This window comes from Streptomyces sp. NPDC026575 (assembly GCF_055567415.1).
The window spans coordinates 1-21,931 of the sequence record NZ_JBVHQM010000024.1; the positions used below are offsets into that span (position 1 = coordinate 1).

At 71.5% G+C, this 21,931-nt stretch carries 20 protein-coding genes and 1 riboswitch; of the genes, 9 read left to right on the forward strand and 11 right to left on the reverse strand.

What is annotated here, in order from left to right; genetic code table 11:
* Both ACZ4NB_RS28630 and ACZ4NB_RS28635 read left to right on the forward strand, forming a co-directional pair.
* Positions 1-582: cbb3-type cytochrome c oxidase subunit I (locus ACZ4NB_RS28630; RefSeq protein ID WP_467665927.1), on the forward strand; the 582-nt coding region annotated here is incomplete at its 5' end.
* Positions 583-590: 8 nt separating this feature from the next.
* Positions 591-920 carry a hypothetical protein gene (locus ACZ4NB_RS28635; protein ID WP_467665928.1) on the forward strand — a complete coding sequence of 110 codons (330 nt, stop codon included), beginning with the start codon at positions 591-593 and terminating at the stop codon, positions 918-920.
* A 78-nt stretch (positions 921-998) separates the two neighbouring features.
* Here the strand turns inward: ACZ4NB_RS28635 and ACZ4NB_RS28640 are convergent, their stop codons facing one another.
* From ACZ4NB_RS28640 to ACZ4NB_RS28655, 4 genes are all read right to left on the reverse strand, one after another.
* Complete coding sequence (locus tag ACZ4NB_RS28640; protein WP_467665929.1) at positions 999-1,709, reverse strand: hypothetical protein; 711 nt, start codon at positions 1,707-1,709, stop codon at positions 999-1,001.
* Between the two features lie 61 nt (positions 1,710-1,770).
* Positions 1,771-2,136, reverse strand: a complete 366-nt coding sequence (locus tag ACZ4NB_RS28645; RefSeq protein ID WP_467665930.1) for a DUF6114 domain-containing protein — start codon at positions 2,134-2,136, stop codon at positions 1,771-1,773.
* The gene (locus ACZ4NB_RS28650; protein WP_467665931.1) at positions 2,127-2,747 is read right to left on the reverse strand and encodes a DUF6230 family protein; all 621 of its coding nucleotides are present in this window, start codon (positions 2,745-2,747) and stop codon (positions 2,127-2,129) included. Before ACZ4NB_RS28650 ends, ACZ4NB_RS28645 begins: the two co-directional genes overlap by 10 nt.
* Positions 2,748-3,197: 450 nt before the next feature.
* Positions 3,198-4,430, reverse strand: coding sequence for a cytochrome P450 (locus ACZ4NB_RS28655; protein ID WP_467665932.1), 1,233 nt, complete (start codon positions 4,428-4,430; stop codon positions 3,198-3,200).
* A 250-nt stretch (positions 4,431-4,680) separates the two neighbouring features.
* On the opposite strand from ACZ4NB_RS28655, the gene ACZ4NB_RS28660 reads away from it, so the two are divergent.
* Positions 4,681-5,850, forward strand: coding sequence for a steroid 3-ketoacyl-CoA thiolase (locus tag ACZ4NB_RS28660; RefSeq protein ID WP_467665933.1), 1,170 nt, complete (start codon positions 4,681-4,683; stop codon positions 5,848-5,850).
* Between the two features lie 400 nt (positions 5,851-6,250).
* Positions 6,251-7,690, forward strand: a complete 1,440-nt coding sequence (locus ACZ4NB_RS28665; RefSeq protein ID WP_467665934.1) for an alpha/beta hydrolase family protein — start codon at positions 6,251-6,253, stop codon at positions 7,688-7,690.
* A gap of 60 nt (positions 7,691-7,750) precedes the next feature.
* Here ACZ4NB_RS28665 and ACZ4NB_RS28670 read toward each other — a convergent pair whose 3' ends face one another.
* From ACZ4NB_RS28670 to ACZ4NB_RS28695, 6 genes are all read right to left on the reverse strand, one after another.
* The gene (locus tag ACZ4NB_RS28670) at positions 7,751-8,716 is read right to left on the reverse strand and encodes an ECF transporter S component (protein WP_467665935.1); all 966 of its coding nucleotides are present in this window, start codon (positions 8,714-8,716) and stop codon (positions 7,751-7,753) included.
* Positions 8,713-10,416: an ABC transporter ATP-binding protein gene (locus tag ACZ4NB_RS28675; RefSeq protein ID WP_467665936.1), complete on the reverse strand. Its 1,704-nt coding sequence runs from the start codon at positions 10,414-10,416 to the stop codon at positions 8,713-8,715. The genes ACZ4NB_RS28670 and ACZ4NB_RS28675 overlap by 4 nt, the downstream gene beginning before the upstream one ends.
* On the reverse strand, positions 10,413-11,828 hold the full coding sequence (locus ACZ4NB_RS28680; RefSeq protein ID WP_467665937.1) for an energy-coupling factor transporter transmembrane component T: 1,416 nt from the start codon (positions 11,826-11,828) through the stop codon (positions 10,413-10,415). Before ACZ4NB_RS28680 ends, ACZ4NB_RS28675 begins: the two co-directional genes overlap by 4 nt.
* Positions 11,825-12,541 carry an SCO2322 family protein gene (locus ACZ4NB_RS28685; protein ID WP_467665938.1) on the reverse strand — a complete coding sequence of 239 codons (717 nt, stop codon included), beginning with the start codon at positions 12,539-12,541 and terminating at the stop codon, positions 11,825-11,827. Before ACZ4NB_RS28685 ends, ACZ4NB_RS28680 begins: the two co-directional genes overlap by 4 nt.
* A complete protein-coding gene (locus ACZ4NB_RS28690; protein ID WP_467665939.1) occupies positions 12,541-13,839 on the reverse strand; it encodes a prenyltransferase/squalene oxidase repeat-containing protein in 1,299 nt (432 codons plus the stop codon). Before ACZ4NB_RS28690 ends, ACZ4NB_RS28685 begins: the two co-directional genes overlap by 1 nt.
* Before the next feature lie 177 nt (positions 13,840-14,016).
* Positions 14,017-14,158: riboswitch (cobalamin riboswitch) on the reverse strand.
* A gap of 232 nt (positions 14,159-14,390) precedes the next feature.
* Positions 14,391-15,434: an MBL fold metallo-hydrolase gene (locus ACZ4NB_RS28695; RefSeq protein WP_467665940.1), complete on the reverse strand. Its 1,044-nt coding sequence runs from the start codon at positions 15,432-15,434 to the stop codon at positions 14,391-14,393.
* 318 nt (positions 15,435-15,752) lie between these two features.
* Here ACZ4NB_RS28695 and ACZ4NB_RS28700 point away from each other — a divergent pair, with 318 nt between their 5' ends.
* Positions 15,753-17,225: an aldehyde dehydrogenase gene (locus ACZ4NB_RS28700; protein ID WP_467665941.1), complete on the forward strand. Its 1,473-nt coding sequence runs from the start codon at positions 15,753-15,755 to the stop codon at positions 17,223-17,225.
* Positions 17,225-17,458, forward strand: a complete 234-nt coding sequence (locus ACZ4NB_RS28705) for a ferredoxin (protein ID WP_467665942.1) — start codon at positions 17,225-17,227, stop codon at positions 17,456-17,458. Before ACZ4NB_RS28700 ends, ACZ4NB_RS28705 begins: the two co-directional genes overlap by 1 nt.
* Positions 17,459-17,600: 142 nt before the next feature.
* On the opposite strand, the gene ACZ4NB_RS28710 is transcribed toward ACZ4NB_RS28705, so the two are convergent.
* Complete coding sequence (locus ACZ4NB_RS28710; RefSeq protein ID WP_467665943.1) at positions 17,601-18,233, reverse strand: TetR family transcriptional regulator; 633 nt, start codon at positions 18,231-18,233, stop codon at positions 17,601-17,603.
* Positions 18,234-18,472: 239 nt separating this feature from the next.
* Between ACZ4NB_RS28710 and ACZ4NB_RS28715 the strand changes: the two genes are divergently transcribed.
* From ACZ4NB_RS28715 to ACZ4NB_RS28725, 3 genes are all read left to right on the forward strand, one after another.
* Positions 18,473-19,861, forward strand: a complete 1,389-nt coding sequence (locus ACZ4NB_RS28715) for a glycosyltransferase family 4 protein (RefSeq protein ID WP_467665944.1) — start codon at positions 18,473-18,475, stop codon at positions 19,859-19,861.
* Positions 19,862-19,982: 121 nt separating this feature from the next.
* On the forward strand, positions 19,983-20,795 hold the full coding sequence (locus ACZ4NB_RS28720; RefSeq protein WP_467665945.1) for a class I SAM-dependent methyltransferase: 813 nt from the start codon (positions 19,983-19,985) through the stop codon (positions 20,793-20,795).
* On the forward strand, positions 20,792-21,862 hold the full coding sequence (locus tag ACZ4NB_RS28725; RefSeq protein WP_467665946.1) for a prenyltransferase/squalene oxidase repeat-containing protein: 1,071 nt from the start codon (positions 20,792-20,794) through the stop codon (positions 21,860-21,862). Before ACZ4NB_RS28720 ends, ACZ4NB_RS28725 begins: the two co-directional genes overlap by 4 nt.
* Positions 21,863-21,931 lie beyond the last annotated feature (69 nt).

Genomic DNA, 21,931 nt, shown 5'->3' on the forward strand with positions numbered 1-21,931 from the left:
GCCTCGCCGCCGATGGACTTCCACATCTCCGACTCGTACTTCGTGGTCGCGCACTTCCACTACGTCGTGTTCGGCACGGTCGTCTTCGCGATGTTTTCCGGCTTCCACTTCTGGTGGCCCAAGTTCACCGGCAAGATGCTCGACGAGCGGCTCGGCAAGATCACGTTCTGGACGCTGTTCATCGGCTTCCACGGCACGTTCCTCGTCCAGCACTGGCTCGGCGCACAAGGCATGTTGCGCCGTATTCCCGACTACCTCGCCGCCGACGGTTTCACCGCTCTGAACACCGTCTCCAGCATTTTCTCCTTCGTCCTCGGACTCTCCCTCCTGCCGTTCCTCTACAACGTCTGGAGGACGGCGAAGTACGGCAAGAAGGTCGAGGTCGACGACCCGTGGGGCTACGGCCGCTCGCTGGAGTGGGCGACGCCCTGCCCGCCGCCGCGGCACAACTTCCGCACCCTGCCGCGCATTCGCTCCGAATCCCCGGCGTTCGACCTGCACCACCCGGAGGTCGCGCGCGAGCTGGCGGCCCTGGCCGATTCCGAGGGCACGCACAGCACGGAAATCGGAGCCCGCATATGAACGAGCCCATGCAGCGGGAACGTGCCATCAACGAGATCGAGGGGTATCTCCTCTGGGAGGCGGAGAAGGACCGTGCCCGTACCCGAGCGGCTGCCTTCTGCGCCGGTCTGCCCTGGCTCACCGACACCCAGCGGCAGGAAGTGGAACTGCGCTATTGCCAGGACCAGCGCGACGCCTCGCGGGCCTATCTGGAACGCATCGCGGTCCGCAGCGCCACTCTGCGGACCGAATACCAGGGTGTGTACCGGGCGCTCAGGCGTCGGCTGATCACCGCATTCGTCAGCGGTACGGTGGCGGTGTCGGTGACCGTGGCGGCCGTCGGGCTGGCCACACGCTGAGCGGTCCTCACGCGGATTCCTGCGCGGTTCCGGCATCGTTTCCGCGTAATGCCCGCAGGATCCTCGCGAGGCCCGCTCTCAGCCGCCGGTGACGGAGATCTGGGATGCGGGATCCGTGGTGTCACTGACCTTATAGGTGGCGTTGAACGTCGAGCTGGTCGCACTGGTCGGGCAGCCGAAACCGCCCACCACCTTCACAGGCACCGCCGCATTGGTGAAGGCGAGCGTGGACGGCGCGCCATTGGTCCAGGTGCCGTTCACCGTCGCCGCCGCGGTGGGGGCCGCGGTGACGGTGCAGGATGCCAGTCCGCTGGTCTTGAGGACGAACCCGCCGGACGGAATGGTCAGTCCGGCGGTCACCGGCGCTCCGTTCTGCATGGCCACACCCCAGGTGCCGGACGTGCTGACGGTTGCGCTGACACCCGGCATGCTCGTGGTGCAGGAGCTGTAGGTGGCCGGGGTCGTGGAGCTGCTCACCGGCCCGGCCTCGTTGTGGTTGCCAGGCGCGGCGGGCACCTGCCCACTGGAGGCCGAGACCGTACAGCTGACGGTCACCGAGCCGGCGGTGAAGGTGGCCTTGCCGCTGAGCGCGGCGGTGAAGGCGTGGCCCGCGGGGGTCACGGTCGTGGCTGCCTCGGCGGCCGCCGGCGCCCCACCAGACTGCGCCGCGGCGGAGGCCGGCACACCGATGGACAGTGCGGCCAACGCGGCGATCCCGGTGCCGGCGGCCTGCACGGCGCGCACGATGTGCAGGCGGTGTGCGGGCTGCGGGGGTTGCGTCATCGTCATCGTGAGGTTCCTTCCCGAGGGGGGCGGGAGTTGTGGGGTGTGAGGTGGGGGAGCCGTGGGGTCAGGCTTCGGTCGTGTGGTGCTCGCCGACGACCGGCTGCCAGGCGAAGATCATCGAACCGCCGAGAATTCCGATGACCGTGCCGATCAGAAAGCCCCCGAGGTTGGACATCACCAGTGCGGCCGCCGCGCACAAGACGGTCAGTACGCCCGCGATGCCCCGGTACTGCGGCGCGAACCACGCCGAGAGCCCCATCACGATCATCACCAGCCCCATCAGCACCGAGGGGATACCGGCGATGCCCTGTTGCAGCATGACTTTGAGTGGCGCCAGAGGGAGGGCGCAGATTTCGGCGCCGGCGACGAGGGTCGCCAGACCGCCCCAGAAGGGCCGCCCCGTCCGCCAGCGCCGCCAGGTCAGAAGCATTCCTTCTTGCCCTTGGAGATCTTCATGCTCAGCCCGGAGAGCTTGAACGTCCCCGCGTTGGTGGCCCAGGCGGTCTGCCGCAGTTTGCCGATGCTCACATCGTCGGCCTGTTGGGCGAAGAGGTCCTGCAAGCCCTGGGCACTGGCCGGCCCCTTGTCCAGGGTGGAGGCGTCCCGGCCGATCTCGATGTTGTTGAAGGACGCGTTGCCGGAGAGCTGAGTGGCGTCCACGAACAGATTGGCCGCTTCGACGGGCTGGGCGCCCGTCCCGGCATGGAGGTTGAGCGAGATATCGCCGATGACCGGCAGATGAGTGACCACCGACTGACAGAGATTGTTCAGCTGTGCCGTTTTGATGGCGGTGACCGCGACCGGGAGGAGGTCCCCCCTGGCGTTGGTGTCGATGCTGCCGTACTGGGCGAATCCCTCGCCCTTGAGGCTGTCCGCGGACACCTTGAACTGCTGTCCCGATACGGCGAACGACGCCGCCAGCGCCCCGTTGGCCAGGGCGATGCCCAGGGCCGCCGTGCCGGCGAGGGCCGGGACGGACAGCACGGCGAACCTCCGCCAGCTGATGCGTCCCGTGACAGGTCTGCCGTGTGCGTCCTTCATGGTGTGAGTCCCCTTCGAAGAGCGTGGAGCGCACTGTCGCAACACGTGGGGGGAAGAGACGTGGAGGTGCATCGCGGTACGGGGCGTGGTGCGCCGCGGTACCGCGTGGTGCTGAAGACGCGCGTGAGGTGCCGAGCCGGGCCGGCGTGTCCATGGGGGAGCGGGAACGTGCGGCCCCACCCGGCGCGCCACCGCACCGTGCCCCAATACGGTGAGCCGGGTGAAGCGAGCGAGCGGGGTGAACTGGACGATCTCGGTGAACTCGGCGAACCGAGCCAATCGCCAGGTGTTACCGGCGAGTTGAGTTGAATGTAAGTCTGCCCTCGGCGACTGGCAAGGTTGAGAGAGGAACAGTTTCGGACATACCGCTGCGCCCCATGGTCGGTGATGACCACCGAGCGCAGCGCATTCCAGAGGCGTCTGCCGACCGTCAGCCGACCCGTCAGCCGCTCACCCGTAGCGAACCTGGAGCTCCTTCACGCCGTTGAGCCATGCCGAGCGCAGCCGACGCGGATCGCCGACCAGCGAGATATCGGGCATGGCGTCCGCAATGGCGTTGAAGATCAGGTTGATCTCCAGGACCGCCAGGGACTTGCCGAGGCAGAAGTGCGGCCCGCCGCCCCCGAATCCCAGATGCAGATTGGGATCACGAGTGATGTCGAAGACCTCCGGATCGTCGAAGACCTCGGGGTCGTTGTTGGCGGAGGAGTAGAAGAGCCCGACCCGCTGGCCCTTCTTGATCTTCGCCCCGCCCAGTTCGGTGTCCTGGGTGGCGGTGCGCTGGAAGGAGACCACCGGCGTCGCCCAGCGCACGATCTCCTCGGCCGTCGTCGCGGGGCGTTCGCGCCGGTAGAGCTCCCATTGGTCGGGGTGGGTGAGGAAGGCGTGCATGCCGTGCGTAATGGCGTTCCGGGTCGTCTCGTTGCCGGCGACCGCCAGCAGAAGGACGAAGAACCCGAATTCGTCGGAGCCGAGATTCCCCTCGTGCTCGGCCGCCACCAGTTGGCTGACGATGTCCTTGGCCGGGCATTCCTTGCGCGCGGCGGCGAGGTTCATCGCGTACGAGATCAACTCCATCGCCGCGTTGGTGCCGACCTCCTCGGTGATGGCCAGTTCCGGGTCGTCATAGGCGACCATCTTGTTCGACCAGTCGAAGATGCGGGCCCGGTCGTCCTGGGGGATGCCGATGAGTTCGGCGATGGCCTGGAGGGGCAGCTCGCAGGCGACGTCGGTGACGAAGTCCCCGGCGCTCTTCGCCCGCGCCTCGGCGACGATCCGGGCCGCCCGATGGCGCAGCGCCTCCTCCAGGGCGCGAATGGAGCGCGGGGTGAAGCCCCGCTGCACTATCTGGCGGACCCTGGTGTGCTCGGGCGGGTCCATGTTCAGCATGATCAGCTTCTGGACGTCGATCTGGTCGCGGGTCATGGCCGAGTTGAAGCGGATGATCGAGGTGTTGAGGTTCGCGGAGAAGATGTCCGGCTTGGTGGACACCTCCTTGACGTCCTGATGACGGGTGACGACCCAGTAGCCGTCGTCGTCGAAGCCGGCGATGCCGTGCGGCTGGGCGTTCCACCACACGGGCGCGGTCTGCCGCAGCTGCGCGAACTCGGGGAGCGGAACGCGGGACTGGTAGACGTCGGGGTCGGTGAAGTCGAACCCCTCGGGCAGCGCTGGGCATGGCATCGGCGACTCCTGGTCCGTTATTCCATCCGGGACTTCTGACGGCTCATCAGGTGTGGGGTCGCGGTGAAGGTAGTAACGAGTTCTATAAGTGGCAAGGGTCATGGCGACTCCTGTTGCGGACAAGGGGCTTGCACGCCTCTTGCGCGCCGGAGGGTGGCTCATAAGACTGTTTGCGGAACTAGAACGCGTACTAGTTCTTCTTCCGTGGGTGCCGGGACGCCTGCGGGCGCGAGGAGAGGACGAGTCAGTCATGGCCGCGGAACCCGTCATCGTCGAAGCAGTACGCACTCCCATCGGCAAGCGCCAAGGCGCGCTCGCCAACCTCCACCCCGCCTACCTCCTTGGCGAGACCTACCGCGAACTCCTCGCCCGTACGGGCATCCAGCCCGACTGCGTCGAACAGATCGTCGGCGGCACCGTCACCCACGCCGGCGAACAGTCCATGAACCCGGCGCGCAACGCCTGGCTGGCGATGGGCCTCCCGTACGAGACCGCGGCGACCACCGTGGACTGCCAGTGCGGCTCCTCCCAGCAGGCCAACCACCTGGTCGCCAACATGATCGCGGGCGGTGTCATCGACATCGGCATCGGCTGCGGCGTCGAGGCGATGTCCCGGGTGCCGCTCGGCAGCGGCTCCAAGCACGGCCCGGGCAAGCCCTGGCCCGATGAGTGGAACGTCGACCTGCCCAACCAGTTCGAGGCCGCCGAACGCATCGCCCGCCACCGGGGGCTGACCCGGGAGAACGTCGACGCACTCGGCCTGATCTCGCAGGAGCGAGCCGCCGCTGCCTGGGCGGAGGAACGCTTCAAACGGGAGACGTTCGCCGTCCAGGTGCCCACTACGGAGGACGAGCAGGCGGCCGGTCAGGGCATGTGGCGGCTGGTCGACCGCGACGAGGGACTGCGCGACACCAGTATGGAGGCGCTGAGCGGCCTCAAGCCCGTGATGCCGACCGCCGTCCACACGGCGGGCAACTCCTCGCAGATCTCCGACGGCGCGGCCGCGATCATGTGGGCGTCGAAGCGGATGGCGCGCGCCCTCAAACTCAAGCCGCGGGCCCGCATCGTGGCCCAGGCGCTGGTCGGCGCCGATCCGCACTTCCACCTGGACGGCCCGATCGACGCCACCCGCGCCGTGCTCGGCAAGGCCGGCATGTCCCTCAAGGACATCGACCTGGTCGAGATCAACGAAGCCTTCGCCTCCGTCGTGCTCTCCTGGGCGCAGGTCTTCGAACAGGACCTGGAAAAGGTGAACGTCAACGGAGGCGCCATCGCGCTGGGGCACCCGGTCGGTGCCACCGGCGCCCGGCTGATCACCACCGCCCTCCATGAACTGGAGCGCAGAGACAAGGAATTCGCTCTCATCACGATGTGCGCGGGCGGCGCACTGGCCACGGGGACGATCATTCAGCGGTTGTAGGGGTTGTGGCGGCTGTGGTGGGTGGAGTGGCTGTGGTGGTTGGCGCGGTTGTGGTGGCTGTAGGGGGTGCGGGTGATTTGTTGTTTTCCCCGCCGCCCACCCCCCTTACGGGGGGTGGGCGGGTGTAGTGAGGTCCCGCGCGCGATGGGCGGCGGGCCCTCCCCAACCTGCGGAAAACCACAGGTGAGTTGTGCGGGAAACCGCATTCTGTGACGAGCGGCATCTCCGTACCGTCGAAGACATGACGAACAACGCTCAGCAGCCTTCACCGCATTCACCTGCAGCTTCCGCTTCACCGGCTGCCTCAACCTCAGCTTCGGTCTCACCCTCATCTGCGCCCGGCGCGCGGACGGCATCCAGCGTCCGGGCCGCTTCCGGCGCGGCGCGTCCGCCCGGCGCATTGTGTCCAGCCAACGCGCCGCGCGGACCGAGCGGACGCCCTCGCGTCTCCCGCGGCCTGGCCGTCGGTGCCGCCCTTCTGCTCGCGGCGCTCACGACGGCTCCGGCCCTCGCGACATCCTCGGCCTACGCATCGCAGTCGACTGGGCAGGGGCAGGGGCAGGGGCAGGGGCAGGGGCAGGGGCAGACGAAGACGGCCGGTGCAGGCGCGCTCGCCAGCTCGGGCGGTACGGGTCGAACGGCGGATGAGGAGCCGACGGCCGGCAGCGGACAGAGAGCCGCAGCCCTCACGACTGCCGCCACGGCTGGGTCCCGCACCGCGACCTGGCGCGGGAGGCTCCTCTCCATCACGCCTCTGGGCCGGCAGAGCAGAACCGGGATCATCGCCCAGGCGCAGAAGGCGGGCCTGGACGCGGAGACCGCGCGGCACGGCGTCGCCGCCTACCGCCTCACCTACCGCACGATCTCCCCCGACGGCCGTCCCACCACCGCGTCCGGCCTGCTGGCGCTCCCCTTCGGCACCAGCCAGCATCACCTCCCGCCCGTGGTCCACGCCCATGGCACCCTCGCCTACCGGGGCTATGCGCCCTCCGTCGCGGAAGGTCCTGACCGAGCGGTATCGGTGCTGTACGCCTCCGCCGGTCGCGCCGCCATCGCCCCCGACTACCTGGGCCTCGGCATGAGCCCTGGCCGCCACCCGTACATGGACGCCCGATCCGCGGCGTCGGCCTCCCTGGACATGCTCCGGGCAGCCCATTCGGCCGCTCCGAAGCTCGGCTCCGCCCTTGAACGCACGGTGTCCGTCACAGGCTTTTCACAGGGCGGGCAGGTCAGCATGGAGCTGGGCCGAGAGTTGGGCCGAGGCGCTGACCCCCGATTCCGCCTCGGAGCGCTCGCCCCGGTCGGCGGACCGTACGACCTCGACGGCAGCGAACTGCCCGGCATGTTCGACGGCCGAGTCGACCCGCGGTCCGCCGTCTTCTACGTCTCCTTCTTCCTCACCGCCCAGAACCGCCTGCACCCGCTCTACAAGGATCCGAGTGAGGTGTTCCGAGCCCCCTACGCCGACCGCGTCGAGGACCTCTTCGATGGTGACCACCCGGCCGAAGACATCGCCGGCAAGCTGCCCGACCGCCTCGAAGACCTGCTGACCGACACCTGGTACAAGAAGCTCCAGCACCCGTCCGGTGCCCTGCTGGAAGCCCTTCGTACCCACGACCGCACCTGTGCCTGGCAGCCCGGCCGAGGCGTCCGGACAACCCTCTATTCCGCCACCGGCGATCGCGACGTACCGATAGCCAACACCCGCAGCTGCGCGCGGGAACTGGCGCGCCACGGCGCTCGGGCCACGGTCGTCGATCAGGGTGCAGACGCCGACCACTACACCTCGTTCCAGCGCTCGGAGCCTTTGATAGCCCGGTCCTTGCCCGTCTCCCGCTGAGCCCGGTTCCGCCTTCCGCACGGGTCCTGGCAGCCCGCGAAGCGGGGCACGGTCTACAGGTCAGGCGGCCCCTCGGGGCGGATCAGGGGTGAAGGCTACGGGGACGTCGAAGGCGGCGCGGCGGGTGGCGCGGCGCAGGGCCTTGAGGACGGTGCCGCCCAAGGTGAAGGTGAGGATCACAGTGACCAGGGCACGGGGCAGGTCCCAGCCGAGGGAGGTGGCAAGGCAGTAGGCGAGATAGCGGGCGAGGTTCTCTTCGAGCGGGTCGCCCGGGACGAAGGAGACCCCCGAGGCCATGCCGGCGATATAGGGCCACCCCTGGAGGTTCATGATGAGGCCGTAGAGGACCGCGGAGACCGCGCCGTAAACGGCGAGCATGGCCAGCTCGCGGCGGCCGCGCAGCCGGTCGGGCCCCGGCAGCAGGCCGGCGCCCATCGACACCCATCCCATCGTCAGCATCTGGAACGGCATCCATGGGCCGACTCCGCCGGTCAGCAGGGCCGACGCGAACATCGCCACGGATCCCAGCACAAAGCCGAATCCGGGCCCGAGCACCCGGCCCGACAGCACCATCAGAAAGAACATCGGCTCGATTCCGGCCGTCCCCGCGCCCAGCGGGCGCATCGCGGCCCCGGCCGCGGCCAGCACGCCGAGCATGGCGATGGCTTTGGCGTCCAGGCCGGTGTCGGCGATGGTCGCGACCACCACGGCGAGCAGCAGCGGCAGCAGCGCGGCGAACAGCCAGGGCGCGTCCTTGGAATGGGCGAGGCCGGAGGCGGAGTCGGCGAGCAGCGGCCATCCGAAGGCCATCACGCCGATGGCTGAGACAAGGGCCAGTGCGGCGACGGACCGGGGACCGAGCCGTACTGCCCGAGCCTGACGGTGCGTGCGGAGACCGGAGCCGGCATCGGTAGCAGCACCGGCACCGGCACCGGAGTCGATGTCGGAGCCGGAGCCGGAGCCGGAGTCGGAGCCGGAGCGGGGGTGGTTGTCGTCGGGGTGTTGGGGGAGCGACGTGTAGGTCATGCGGTGGTCTCCAGGGCGTGGGCCACCTGAGGAACGGTCAGCCAGGGCAAGGGAGCGAGCACCTTGGCGACCTGCGGAGCAAAGGAGGGAGAGGAGACGACAATCTCGTCGGTGGGACCGTCGGCGACGACCTCACCGTCCGCGAGGATCACCACGCGGTGTGCCAGCTCGGCGGCGAGTTCGACGTCGTGAGTGGCCAGGATGATGGCGTGGCCGTCGGTGGCCAGAGTGCGCAGGACTTCGATCAGGCGGGCCTTGGCGGCGTAGTCCAGGCCGCGGGTGGGCTCGTCGAGGAGGAGCAGCGGCGGACGAGCGGTCAGTACGACGGCGAGGGCGAGCGCGAGGCGTTGGCCCTCGGACAGATCACGGGGGTGGGCGGAGTCCGGAACATCGGGCAGCAGCTGGGTCACCAGTGCCCGGCAGCTGCCGGCGGGGGCGCCCGCGTCCTGGTCGGCCATGGTGCATTCGGCGGCGACGGTGTCCGCGTAGAGGAGGTCACGAGGCTCCTGGGGCACCAGCCCGACGTGCCGCAGAAGGGCGCGGGGGCTGGTGCGGTGAGGAGTGGCGCCGCCCACGCGGACCGTACCGGCGGACGGTTGGTGCATTCCGACGAGTGTGCCGAGGAGCGTGGACTTTCCCGCACCGTTGCGCCCCATCAGGGCAACGGTCTCGCCGGCCCGGACCTTCAGATCCACCCGATACAACGTGTCCATCTGGCCCCGGCGCACGCCGAGCCCGGAAACCGCCGCGGCGGCATCCGCCCCGGCACTCGGCGATGTGACTCCGGGGGCCGGGGAGGTGGACGTGGATGAGGACGGGGCCGGGGCCGGGGACGGGGCCGTCCGAGGGGAGCCCGGGCCTGTCCCTGGTGCCGGTGGGGTCACGCCCGTCAGGCGTTCGCGGAGGGCGGTGGCCTTGCGGCGGGCATCGCGGACGGTGAGGGGGAGGGGGGACCAGTCGGCCAGGCGGCCGAGGGCGACTACCGGGGGGTGGACGGGGGAGACGGCCATGATGTCGGCGGGCGTTCCCATCACGGGGGCGGCGCCGGGGGAGGGGAGGAGGATGACCTGGTCGGCGTATTGGACGACGCGCTCCAGGCGATGTTCGGCGAGCAGGACGGTCGTGCCGAGGTCGTGGACCAGACGCTGGAGTACGGAGAGCACCTCTTCGGCGGCGGCCGGGTCGAGGGCGGAGGTCGGCTCGTCGAGTACCAGGACCTTGGGGTGGGTGGTGAGGACCGAGCCGATCGCCACCCGCTGCATCTGGCCGCCCGAGAGGGTGGTGAGAGCGCGATCGCGCAGGTCGGCCAGGCCCAGCAGATCCAGGGTCTCCTCGACGCGGCGGCGCATCACATCGGGGGCGAGCCCGAGGGATTCCATACCGTAGGCGAGTTCGTCCTCGACGGTGTCGGTGACGAAGTGCGCCAGCGGGTCCTGGCCCACCGTGCCGACGACATCGGCGAGTTCGCGTGGCTTGTGGGTGCGGGTGTCGCGGCCGTCGACGGTGACGCGTCCGTGCAACGTGCCGCCGGTGAAGTGGGGGACCAGTCCGCAGACGGCGTTCAGCACGGTGGACTTGCCCACGCCGGACGGGCCGACCAGGAGGCACAGTTCGCCTTCGGGGACGGTCAGGTCGATGCCCTGGACAGCGGGTGCCGCGGCGTCCCCGTAGGTGACCGAGACCTGCTCGAACCGGATCACTGGGTCGGCTCCTTCGTGAACGGAGGGGGATCGTCGGGGTGGCTGTGGCCCTCGCCGGGGCCGTCGCGATGAACACGACCCTGGCCCTGACACTGCCCGTGCCCGTGCCCGTGCCCGTGCCTGTAGCCCTGGCCCTGACGCTGGCCGTGGCCGTGGTCGTTGTCCTGCCCCTGCCCCTGCCCCTGCCCATGCCCCGGCCCCTGCTCCTGGCCGCGGCCGTGACCGCGGCCGTAAGGCTCGGCAGGAGCGTGAGCGGGGCCCCGAAGGCCCGATCGGCTGCCGCGCTCCTGCGTGCCCTCCGGCCGGGCGTCGCCGCGTCGCGCTCGTTCCGTCGGCCTCGGGAGGGGGGCCACCACCGCGGGGAGCAGCCCGATCAGTACGGATGCCGCCGGCCAGAGCGGAAGCACGGGGGCCGTGAGGGGGACGGCGGGTGGGTGGAGGGCGGCCGGTGCGTAGGTGTTCGCCCAGATCATCAGGGTGGCCACGGCGATGCCGGAGCCGGCGACGAGCCAGGCCCGCGGGCCCCAGCGCTCGGGGCGGTAGCGGGTGCGCAGCGTGCGGCGGCCGCCGAGCCACAGGCCGGCGAGGGCGGCGGCCAGCCCGGCGAGGAGCAGCGGCAGACCATAGCCGGCCCCGGTGCCGCCGAGCAGGCCGTAGGTGCCGGCGCAGATGCCGAGGAGACCGCCGAGGGTGAGAGCGGAGGTGAGGCGACGTACGGCGCGAGGCACTTGGGCGCTGCGGCCGTAGCCACGGGCGTCCATGGCCGCGGCCAGGGCCACCGAGCGCTCCAGCGCGCCCTCCAGCACCGGCACGCCGACCTGGAGCAGTGCCTTGAAGCCGCGGTCGGGGCGGCCGCGCAGCCGTCGGGCGGCGCGCAGCCGCTGGACGTCGGCGACCAGGTTCGGCGCGAACGTCATGGCGACGACGACCGCCACCCCCGCCTCGTACAGCGCGCCGGGCAGGGACTTCAGCAGCCGCGACGGGTTGGCCAGGGCGTTGGCGGCGCCCACGCAGATGAGGAGGGTGGCCAGCTTCAACCCGTCGTAGAGCGCGAAGACCATGCCCTCCGCCGTGACCCGCCCGCCGATCCGGACGCCCTTCGCCCAGTCGGGCAGCGGAACTTCGGGCAGTGTGACGAGGGTGTGGGTACCGGGGATGGGGGAGCCGAGGACGAAGGCGAAGGCCAGCCGAATGGCGATCACGACCAGACCGAGCTTGACGAACGCGCCGTAGGAGCGGGCCCAGGGCGCGTCCGTGCGCCGCGCCGCGACGACATAGCCGGCCACGCCCACCAGCAGCCCCAGCAGCAGCGGGTTGGTGGTGCGCGAGGCCGCGGTGGCCAGGCCGAGGGCCCACAGCCACCAGGCGCCGGCGTGCAGCGCGGTGGTACGGGTCGCCTGCGGGGCGCTCATCCGCGCCGGCGGCGCGCCTGCCACACGGCCGCCGCGCCCAGTACGACGACGGCCGCGACACCGCCGAGCAGCCCGGCGGACGGTCCGCCGTCACCCCCGGAGCCGGCCCCCTTCGCCCCGTCCGCACCCTGCCCGTCGGCGGACTGCTTCGGGTCGGCGGACGCCTTCGCCCCGCCCGATCCGCTCACCTGGTCCGCGCACCCCGTCTCCGGATAGCCGGCGATGGCGCACAGCAGCGCATTGGAGTCATAGCGCAGCCGCCCGGCGACCGCGGCCAGCGCCTCGCCCGCCGAGGCGTCCTCGGCCACCTGGGCGCACTCCGTCCGCGCCTTCGGCGGGCGCTCGCCATCGGGAGCGTCCTTCGCGGTACCGAAGTCGATGACGACGCCGATCCGCTTGCGGCCGTCCTTGGCGGGCGTCTCGCGGCAGATCGCGTCGAAGTCGGCGGCTGCGCGCGGTTTGCCGGCCGCGGCCGAGTCGGCGCTGACGGTGAAGCGGAAGCCCTCGACCGCGCCATCGGCCGGGCGCACGGTGGCCGGCCCCTGGGTGGCGTAGGCCCAGGAGCCGCCGCTCCCGCCGTCCCAGAAGGACCAGTAGCGGTACTCCTGCGCCTGGGCCGGCCCGGCGGCCAGCCCGGTGACCGTGCCGGCCAGCAGCAGCGCGCCGGCGATCCGGGTGCGCCGCGTCGGCTGCGGCAGCTGCCTCGGCCGCATCAGAGTGCGTTCTTCTTCTTACGGCCGCTCAGCAGGAAGCCGATGCCGGCGCCGAAGGCGAGCGCGACGCCGACGACCCACCAGACGTTGACGCCGCCGTCGCCGTCCTTGTGGTCCTCGGCGGCCGGCGCGGCGGTACCGGCCGGCTTGGGTCCGGTCGCGTTCAGCGCGGCCACCAGATCGCTGCCCCCGAAGGAGCGCGGGTCGGTGCCGGTGGCGTGCGCGGCGAGCACCAGCTGGGCGTACGCGGCCGGGCCGTTCTCCTTGGCCCAGCCCGCGGCGTTCTTCTCCAGCCACTTCAGCGGCTTCTGGGCGGCGGCCCCGTGCGAACCGGCCGCCAGCGCCACCACGGCATCCGCGGTGTTGCCGACATCGGGCTGCTTCTCCTGGCCCGGCATCGCGGAGAGCAGATGCTGTCCGTTCCGGTCGAGCTGGGCGACGAGGTGGGCGGCGCCGCCGGCCGCGGCCGACGCCGCATCGCTGGACTTCTCCGGCTTGCCGTCCTTGCAGGTCAGAGGCTTGACAGGGGTGTCCGCGCGCTTCCCGGCCGGTGCGACGACGAAGCCCTTGCCCAGCGCGCCGGTCGCGGCGGCCGCGGTGGCGTCCGCGTTCGGCGCCGCACCCTTGAGCTGGAAGGCGAACGCGCCGCGCTCGTCCTCCTTCGCCGCACAGCCCAGCTGGAAGGTGAGCAACGCGTCGTAGGGGGTCTTGCCGCCCTTCTTCGACGTGACCGACTCCGGCTTCTCGCCGGCCGCCGTGAGCGCGCCGATCACGACGGAGGTGGAGTTGGCGTCGCTGGGCGAGCCGGCCATCGAGCTCCAGCCGCCGTCGTCGTTCTGCACCGACTTCAGCCAGCTCACGGCCTTCTTCACGGTCTCGCCGTGCCCGCCGAGCGCGGCCAGCGCCTGCACCGCGGCGGCCGTCTGGTTGGTGTCCCGCATCGTCTTCGCGTCACAGGACCGCTTCGGCTCGGCGCGGAAGGCGGTGAACGAGCCGTCGGCGCACTGCTGCCCGACCAGCCAGTCCACGGCCGACGCCGCCGGCCGTACGCCGACCGTGTCCTGCGCCAGCAGCGCGAGCGACTGCCGCCAGACACCGTCGTACTGCGGGTCCTTGGTGCCGTACAGCCCGTCGGGCAGCTTCTTGGGGGACGCCGAGGGGGCGGCCGCGGGCTCCGCGAACGCGGCGGGGGCGGTGGCCGTGCCCAGCACCGCCACGGCCGCCAGCGCCATGGCGGCGCGGCGCGCCAGGAAGGCGACGGGGTGCGTCGAAGGGGCCTGGGGAGCCATGGAAGCCATGGGGGCCATCGGGTCGGTGCCTCTCGGGTCGGGTCGCGGCGGTGGTACGCAGCCGCGCTCGGACGACCGCCGAGCGCCGATCCTGCGATCGGGCGCGGTGGCACCGGGCTCAGCTCCGTATACCTCGACGGTGCCGCGCACCGGACCGTCCGCGCGGGCGGCGGTTCCGGTGGCGGGAGCCTTGGTCGTGCCCCAACGGGTGCTCCGGCTCGTACGGCCATCTGCGCCGCGCACTGCGCGGGCCGCCGGCCGTCCTCACGGTTGCGGGTCAGCGCCGGATTTCCACCGGCTTCCCCCGATCGGGTACGGATGAAGTTGTCCCGCACACCTTAACCGGCGCCCGGACGGGGCCCGCCCGCACGTACGAGCCGGGGAAGGCCGACGGTGGCCACGCGCGGCACAGGAACAGCGCCGACGTCGCCAGGCCGCGCACAGGCGCGAGGTGCGTCACACCTCCCTCACGCGTCACACCGACTCGGCGGCGCGAGTGCCCTCGCCCCGCCCGCCGCCTCGCCCGAGGCTCCCGCGCGTGCGTCACACCGCCTCGCGCCTCACACCGCCCGGTAAGTCGCCGGCTCGGAGCCCGGTACCCGCTCCACGCCCCCCTGCTTCACCAGGCGGCGCAGATGTGCCTCGGCCTCCGAGACGGCGATGTTCCGGGAGCCGTAGGGGATCTGCTCCCAGGGACGGTTCCACTCCATGGCCACGGCGAGCTGCCAGGGGGTGAGGGGTTCGCGGAGCAGTGCTCTCAGTCCGGAGAGCCGCTCTTCGTGGTGGGCGATGAGTTCGCGCACCCGGCCCTCGGCGTCGGTGAAGGCGTGCTGATGGGCGGGCAGTACCTCGGCGGGGGCGAGCCGGCCGATGCGTTCGAGGGAGGCGAGGTAGTCGCCCAGGGGGTCGGTGACCGTGCTGTCGTCGGGGTCCCCGTACAGGCCGATGTGCGGGGTGATGCCGGGGAGGAGGTGATCGCCGGAGAAGAGCCGGCCGAAGCCGTGCGCCCGCCCGCCCGGATGCTCCTCCTCCAGATGCAGGCACACATGCCCCGGCGTGTGCCCCGGCGTCCAGATGGCGCGCACCCGGCGTCCCGGCAGGTCGAGCAGCTCGCCGGGCTCGATCCCGCGGTCCGGCAGCGCGGCCCGCCGGCCGGGCGGCCTCCGGCCGCGCCCGCTGCCGCGCGCCTCCCGCAGCGGTGCCAGATGATCGTCCGGCGCGCCCGCGCCCGCGAGCTTGGCGATCAGGTAGTCGAGCCACTCGCCCGGCTCGGCCTCGCGGGTCCGGCGGACCACGGCGGTGTCCGCGGCGTGCATCGCGATCCAGGCGCCGGACGCCTGCCGCACCTTGGCGGAGAGGCCGTGGTGGTCGGGGTGGTGGTGGGTGATCAGGACGCCGTGGAGATCGGTGAGGGCGAAGCCGCAGGCGGCGACGCCGGCGACGAGGGTGTCCCAGGAGTCCGGGTCGTCCCAGCCGGTGTCGATGAGCACCGGTCCGCGGTCGGTCTCCAGGAGGTGGACGAGGGTGTGGCCGAGCGGGTTGTCCGGGATGGGGACGGCGATGCTCCACACCCCGCCCCGGTGGTCGATCACCTGCGTGGTCATCCCGGTCCCCTCTCGGTGTGGCACACACCCCGACACCCCGCACCTGCCCTCTCACTATAACTAGAACCGGTTTCAAGGAGGCGCGAAGTCACCTACCGTGGGCGGCGGTTGGGGTGGTGGTGGGGATTTGGTCCGCGCCGTGGACTCCTCCAACTAGAACTGGTATCAGTTTCTGACGTGGTGAACCGAGCGGCGCCGAGGCGATCGACTGACACGGCGTCACCAGTCGGCGCGGTAGCGCGGCACAGGCCCCTCGGGCGGTCCGCGTCGGTGCGCACCCACATCGGACAGGCGGCCAACCCGCAGGAGGCGGCAGCGATGAGCGACCTCGTCGAGCACGGAAAGCTCTACATAGGCGGACAGCTGGTCGATCCGGCCGGCCGGGACACGATCGAGGTCGTCTCACCGCACACCGAACAGGTCATCGGCCGCGTCCCGCACGCCTCGCGGGCCGATGTCGACCGTGCGGTGGCCGCGGCCCGTACGTCCTTCGAGTCCGGGGTGTGGGCGAACGCCCCGTTGGCGGACCGGATCGCGGTGGTGACCCGCATCAAGGACGCCTTCGCCGCGCGCAGCGAGGAGATCGCCAGGGTCATCAGCTCCGAGAACGGCACCCCGTTCACCTCCGGCGTCATGGTGCAGTCGCTGGCCTCGGTGCTGGCCTGGGACTCGGCGCTCACGGTGGCCCGCACCTTCGAGGGCGCGGACGGCGGCGCTCCGTTCGAGGAGCGGCGGGCCGGTGTGCTGGGGCCGATCCTCGTACGGCGGGAGCCGGTCGGGGTGGTCGCGGCCGTGGTGCCGTGGAACGTCCCGCAGTTCACCGCCGCGGCCAAGCTCGCGCCCGCCCTGCTGGCCGGCTGCTCGGCCGTGCTGAAGGTGTCGCCGGAGACCCCGCTGGACGCGTACCTCCTCGCCGAGATCGCGTCCGAGGCCGGACTGCCGGAGGGCGTGCTGTCGATCCTGCCGGCGGACCGCGAGGTGAGCGAGTACCTGGTCGGGCACCCGGGAGTGGACAAGGTGTCGTTCACCGGATCGGTCGCGGCCGGCCGGCGGGTCATGGAGGTCGCGGCCCGCAATCTCAGCCGCGTCACGCTGGAGTTGGGCGGCAAGTCCGCGGCGGTGATCCTGCCGGACGCGGATCTGGACGCGGCGGTGGCCGGCATCGTCCCGTTCGCCTGGATGATCAACGGCCAGGCATGTGTGGCCCAGACGCGGATCCTCGCACCGCGCAGCCACTACGACGAGATCGCCGAACGGTTCACCGCGGCCGCCTCCGCGCTCACCGTGGGCGACCCGCTGGATCCGGCCACGGAAGTGGGCCCGCTGGTCGCCCGCCGCCAGCAGCAGCGCTCGCTGGACTACATCGCGCTCGGCCAGCAGGAAGGCGCCAAGGTCCTGACCGGCGGCGGCCGGCCGAAGGGGCAGGACACCGGCTGGTACGTCGAGCCGACCCTCTTCGGCGAGGTCGCCAACTCGATGCGGATCGCCCGCGAGGAGATCTTCGGCCCGGTCATCTGCCTGCTGCCGTACGACGACGAGGCGGCGGCGGTCCGGATCGCCAACGACTCCGACTACGGGCTCTCCGGCTCGGTGTGGACCTCCGACGTCGACCACGGCATCGACATCGCGCGCCAGGTGCGCACCGGTACGTACTCGGTGAACACCTTCAGCATCGACATGCTCGGCCCGTTCGGCGGCTACAAGAACTCCGGTATCGGGCGGGAGTTCGGCCCCGAGGGCTTCGACGAGTACCTGGAGCACAAGATGATCCACCTGCCGGCGGGTGCCTGATGGCGGACCGCTGGCAGGTGGAGGTGGACCGGAGCGTCTGCATCGGGTCGGGGATGTGCGTCGGCGCGGCACCGGACGGCTTCCGGCTGGACGCGGCCCGTCAGTCGCACCCCGTGGCGCCGGAGGCGGAGGCCGCCGAGAGCGTTCTGGCGGCGGCGGAGGGGTGCCCCGTGGAGGCGATCATCATCACCGTCGCCGGCAGCGGCGAGGCGGTCTTCCCGCCGGAGGAGTGAGCGGCTCGGGCGGGGGTGGGGCCTTAGGGGGTGGGGGCCTTAGGGGGTGGGGGCGGCGATCCCGTAGGGGTTCGATGGGCCCCTTGCGGGCCAACTACCCGGGCGGGCGGCGGGGCGAACCTCGGCGGACCCGGGTACGCCCCTACCTCGGCCCCTCCGGTGCGGTCAGGTCGATCAGGCGGCAGACCGTCTCGATGTCTATCTTCACCTGGGCGATCGAGGCGCGGCCCGACAGCCAGGTGATCAGTGCCGAGTGCCAGGTGTGCTCGATGACCCGTACCGCGGAGAGCTGCTCCGGGGTGGGCGCGGCCTCCAGCCCCATCGCGTCCAGGATGATCGCCGTCGTCAGCCGGGAGACGGTGTCCACCTCCGGGCTCACCGACCGGTCGGCGAAGGTCAGCGCGCGCACCATCGCATCCGCGAGGTGCGGTTCGCGCTGCAGTGCGCGAAACGCCCGCATCAGGGTCTGGGCGACCCGCGCGCCCGGATCCTGCTCCGACGGCGGGCGCTTGCGCAGCGTCTCGTGCATGTGCTGGAGCTGGTCCTGCATGGTGGCGACCAGCAGATGCACCTTGGAGGGGAAGTAGCGGTAGAGGGTGCCGAGCGCGACGCCCGAGGACTCGGCGACCTCGCGCATCTGCACGGCGTCGAAGCCGCCGCGGGACGCCAGTTTGGCGCTGGTGTGCAGGATGCGGCGGCGCCGGGCCTCCTGACGCTCGGTCAGGGGAGGACTCGCGGGAAGCGCCGCCTTGGCCGCCTTGGATTCCGTAGTCATATTTCCCATTCCATGGCATTCCGTCCGCGATGCGGTGAGTGCCGGTGGTTCGATCGGCACAGCATGGCAGGGGGGCGGGTGGTGGCGCGAATCACCTGGTGCGGCTCTTTTCGCATCGGTCCTGGCCGGTAGATTCGAAGTTCGGTGAACTGATCAGTAGCCCGTCAGTTCTGTAACTTGTTCTAGATTACCGCCAGCGGTTACGCTCCGGCGAAAGTCCAGTGAGAAGGGGGCCGAGCGTGACCGCAGAGGCCGTCCAGGCAGCCGCGCCTCGCCCCGCAGAGGTCTCCTCGGCCTCCGCCCCGACGAACGGCGAGCGCCTGGAGCGCACCTCGGTCGCCACTCCGAGCGACCACGGGCGCCCCCTGCGGATCGCGATGCTCACGTACAAGGGGAACCCGTTCTGCGGCGGACAGGGCGTCTATGTACGCCACCTCTCGCGCGAGCTGGCCCGCCTCGGCCACACCGTCGAGGTGATCGGCGCCCAGCCCTACCCCGTCCTCGACGAGGGCGTGCAGCTGACCGAGCTGCCGAGCCTGGACCTCTACCGCCAGCCGGACCCGTTCCGCACGCCGGGGCGCGGCGAATACCGCGACTGGATCGACGCCCTTGAGGTGGGCACGATGTGGACCGGCGGCTTCCCCGAGCCGCTCACCTTCTCGCTGCGCGCCCGGCGCCACCTCGCCGCCCGCCGCGGCGAGTTCGACGTCGTCCACGACAACCAGACCCTCGGCTACGGCCTGCTCGGCGGCCCCGGTGCGCTCGGCGCCCCGCTGGTCACCACCATCCACCACCCCATCACCGTCGACCGGCGGCTCGACCTCGAAGCCGCCGACGACTGGAAGCGCCGCGCCTCGGTCCGCCGCTGGTACGGCTTCACCCGGATGCAGAAGCGGGTCGCCCGGCGGCTGCCGTCCGTGCTGACCGTCTCCGGGTCCTCCCGCCAGGAGATCGTCGACGACCTCGGGGTGAACCCCGGCCGCATCCACGTCGTCCACATCGGTGCCGACACCGACCTGTTCTCGCCGGACGCCGCCGTCCCGGAGGTGCCGGGCCGGATCGTCACCACCTCCAGCGCGGACGTCCCCCTCAAGGGGCTGATCCACCTCGTCGAGGCGCTCGCCAAGGTGCGCACCGAGAACCCCGACGCCCATCTGGTGGTCGTCGGCAAGCGGGCCGACGACGGGCCGGTCGCCGCCGCCATCGAGCGGCTCGGGCTCTCCGGCGCCATCGAGTTCGTCAAGGGCATCAGCGACGGCGAACTCGTCGACCTCGTCCGCGGCGCCCAGGTCGCCTGCGTCCCCTCCCTCTACGAGGGCTTCTCGCTGCCCGCGGCCGAGGCGATGGCCACCGGGACCCCGCTGCTGGCCACCACCGGCGGCGCGATCCCCGAGGTCGCCGGCCCCGACGGCGAGACCTGCCTCGCGGTGCCCCCGGGCGACGCCGACGCGCTCGCCGGCGGACTCCTGCGCCTCCTGGGCGACGAGGCGCTGCGCCGCCGGCTCGGCGCCGCCGGCCGGGAGCGGGTACTGGCCCGCTTCACCTGGCGGCAGGCCGCCATCGGCACCGCCGAGCGCTACCGCGAGGCGATCGCCCTCCAGGCCGCCGCCCGCACCCTGCGCACCTGACCCGCCCCACTGCCTTCAGCTGTTCGCAGCCACCACCGCCCGCCCGTCGCCCGACCTCCACCCCCAGAAGACGGCGCTACGCGCCGACCGCCCACTCACCGCCGGACGAAAGCAGAACCCCGTGCTGACCGTCGACTTTTCCCGTTTCCCGCTCGCTCCGGGCGACCGCGTGCTCGACCTGGGCTGCGGCGCCGGCCGGCACGCCTTCGAGTGTTACCGGCGCGGCGCGCAGGTCGTCGCCCTCGACCAGAACGGCGAGGAGATCCGCGAGGTCGCCAAGTGGTTCGCGGCGATGAAGGAGGCGGGCGAGGCCCCGGCGGGCGCCTCCGCCACCGCCATGGAAGGCGATGCGCTGGCCCTGCCGTTCCCCGACGACAGCTTCGATGTCGTGATCATCTCCGAGGTGATGGAGCACATCCCGGACGACAAGGGCGTGCTCGCCGAGATGGTGCGCGTCCTGCGGCCCGGCGGCCGGATCGCCGTCACCGTGCCCCGCTACGGCCCCGAGAAGATCTGCTGGGCGCTCAGCGACGCCTACCACGAGGTCGAGGGTGGCCATATCCGCATCTACCGCGGCGACGAGCTGCTGGGCAAGATGCGTGAGGCCGGCCTGGAGCCGTACGGCACGCACCACGCCCACGGGCTCCACAGCCCCTACTGGTGGCTCAAGTGCGCCTTCGGGGTGGACAACGACAAGGCGCTGCCGGTGCAGGCGTACCACAAGCTGCTGGTCTGGGACATCATGAAGAAGCCGCTGGCCACCCGGCTCGCCGAGCGGGCGCTCAACCCCGTCATCGGCAAGAGCTTCGTCGTCTACGCCACCAAGCCGCATCTGCCCGAGGCGCCGGCCGCCGCCCCGGCCGAGCCCGCCCGCCGTGCCGCCAAGTCCTCCGCCAAGTCCTCCGCCAAGTCCTCCGCCGGGGCCGCCAAGTGACGAGTCCCGGGCGTACCGAACGGCTCGTCCTGCCGGGGGTGCTCACCGCCGAACAGGCGGCCTCCACGGTCGCCGGCATCCTGGCGACCCAGCGCGAGGACGGCGCGATCCCCTGGTTCCGGGGCCACCACCTCGACCCGTGGGACCACACCGAGGCCGCCATGGCCCTGGACGCGGCCGGCGAACACGAGCGCGCCGAGGCCGCGTACGACTGGCTGGCACGCCACCAGAACCCGGACGGCTCCTGGTACGCGGCCTACGCCGACGGTGACGCCGAAGCGCCCACCGACCGCGGCCGGGAGACCAACTTCTGCGCCTACATCGCGGTCGGCGTCTGGCACCACTTCCTGTCGACCGGCGACGAGGGCTTCGTCGACCGCATGTGGCCCGCGGTCTCCGCGGCGATCTCCTACGTCCTAAAGCTCCAGCAGCCCGGCGGCGAGATCGGCTGGAAGCGCGAGGACGACGGCACCCCCGTCAACGACGCGCTGCTGACCGGCTCGTCCTCCATCTACCAGGCGCTGCGCTGCGCCCTCGCGCTCGCCGAGGAGCGCGAGGAGCCGCAGCCCGACTGGGAGCTGGCGGTCGGCCGACTGGGCCATGCGATACGCAGCCACCCCGAGCGGTTCCTGGACAAGGGCCGCTACTCGATGGACTGGTACTACCCGATCCTGGGCGGCGCGGTCCGCGGCGAGGCGGCCAGGAAGCGCATCGACGCCTCCTGGGACCGCTTCGTGGTCCCGGATCTGGGGGTGCGCTGCGTGCTGCCCAACCCCTGGGTCACCGGCGGCGAGAGCGCGGAGCTGGCGCTCGCCCTGTGGGCCATGGGGGAGTCCGAGCGGGCCGTGCAGATCCTCAAGTGGATACAGCATCTGCGCGCCGAGGACGGCATGTACTGGACCGGCTATGTCTTCGACGACGACGCGATCTGGCCGCGTGAACTCACCTCCTGGACGGCCGGCTCGCTGCTGCTGGCGGTCGCGGCCGTGGGCGGCGACGAGGCGACGACGTCGGTCTTCGGCGGCGAACAGCTGCCGACGGGGCTCGATCCGGACTGCTGCCGGTAGGCGCGGCGCGGCATCAGCAGCGCGGCATCAGCGGCCCCGGCGCGACGGGAACTAGGACGCCCCGGGGCC

Bases quoted from the DNA above. Each gene is read 5' to 3' on its own strand.
- ACZ4NB_RS28680 (WP_467665937.1), bottom strand. From the start codon at position 11,828: ATGAGCGCCCCGCAGGCGACCCGTACCACCGCGCTGCACGCCGGCGCC.
- ACZ4NB_RS28700 (WP_467665941.1), top strand. From the start codon at position 15,753: ATGAGCGACCTCGTCGAGCACGGAAAGCTCTACATAGGCGGACAGCTG.
- ACZ4NB_RS28685 (WP_467665938.1), bottom strand. From the start codon at position 12,541: ATGCGGCCGAGGCAGCTGCCGCAGCCGACGCGGCGCACCCGGATCGCC.
- ACZ4NB_RS28640 (WP_467665929.1), bottom strand. From the start codon at position 1,709: ATGACGATGACGCAACCCCCGCAGCCCGCACACCGCCTGCACATCGTG.
- ACZ4NB_RS28645 (WP_467665930.1), bottom strand. From the start codon at position 2,136: ATGCTTCTGACCTGGCGGCGCTGGCGGACGGGGCGGCCCTTCTGGGGC.
- ACZ4NB_RS28660 (WP_467665933.1), top strand. From the start codon at position 4,681: ATGGCCGCGGAACCCGTCATCGTCGAAGCAGTACGCACTCCCATCGGC.
- ACZ4NB_RS28650 (WP_467665931.1), bottom strand. From the start codon at position 2,747: ATGAAGGACGCACACGGCAGACCTGTCACGGGACGCATCAGCTGGCGG.
- ACZ4NB_RS28655 (WP_467665932.1), bottom strand. From the start codon at position 4,430: ATGCCATGCCCAGCGCTGCCCGAGGGGTTCGACTTCACCGACCCCGAC.
- ACZ4NB_RS28670 (WP_467665935.1), bottom strand. From the start codon at position 8,716: ATGACCTACACGTCGCTCCCCCAACACCCCGACGACAACCACCCCCGC.
- ACZ4NB_RS28690 (WP_467665939.1), bottom strand. From the start codon at position 13,839: ATGGCTTCCATGGCTCCCCAGGCCCCTTCGACGCACCCCGTCGCCTTC.
- ACZ4NB_RS28710 (WP_467665943.1), bottom strand. From the start codon at position 18,233: ATGACTACGGAATCCAAGGCGGCCAAGGCGGCGCTTCCCGCGAGTCCT.
- ACZ4NB_RS28635 (WP_467665928.1), top strand. From the start codon at position 591: ATGCAGCGGGAACGTGCCATCAACGAGATCGAGGGGTATCTCCTCTGG.
- ACZ4NB_RS28695 (WP_467665940.1), bottom strand. From the start codon at position 15,434: ATGACCACGCAGGTGATCGACCACCGGGGCGGGGTGTGGAGCATCGCC.
- ACZ4NB_RS28705 (WP_467665942.1), top strand. From the start codon at position 17,225: ATGGCGGACCGCTGGCAGGTGGAGGTGGACCGGAGCGTCTGCATCGGG.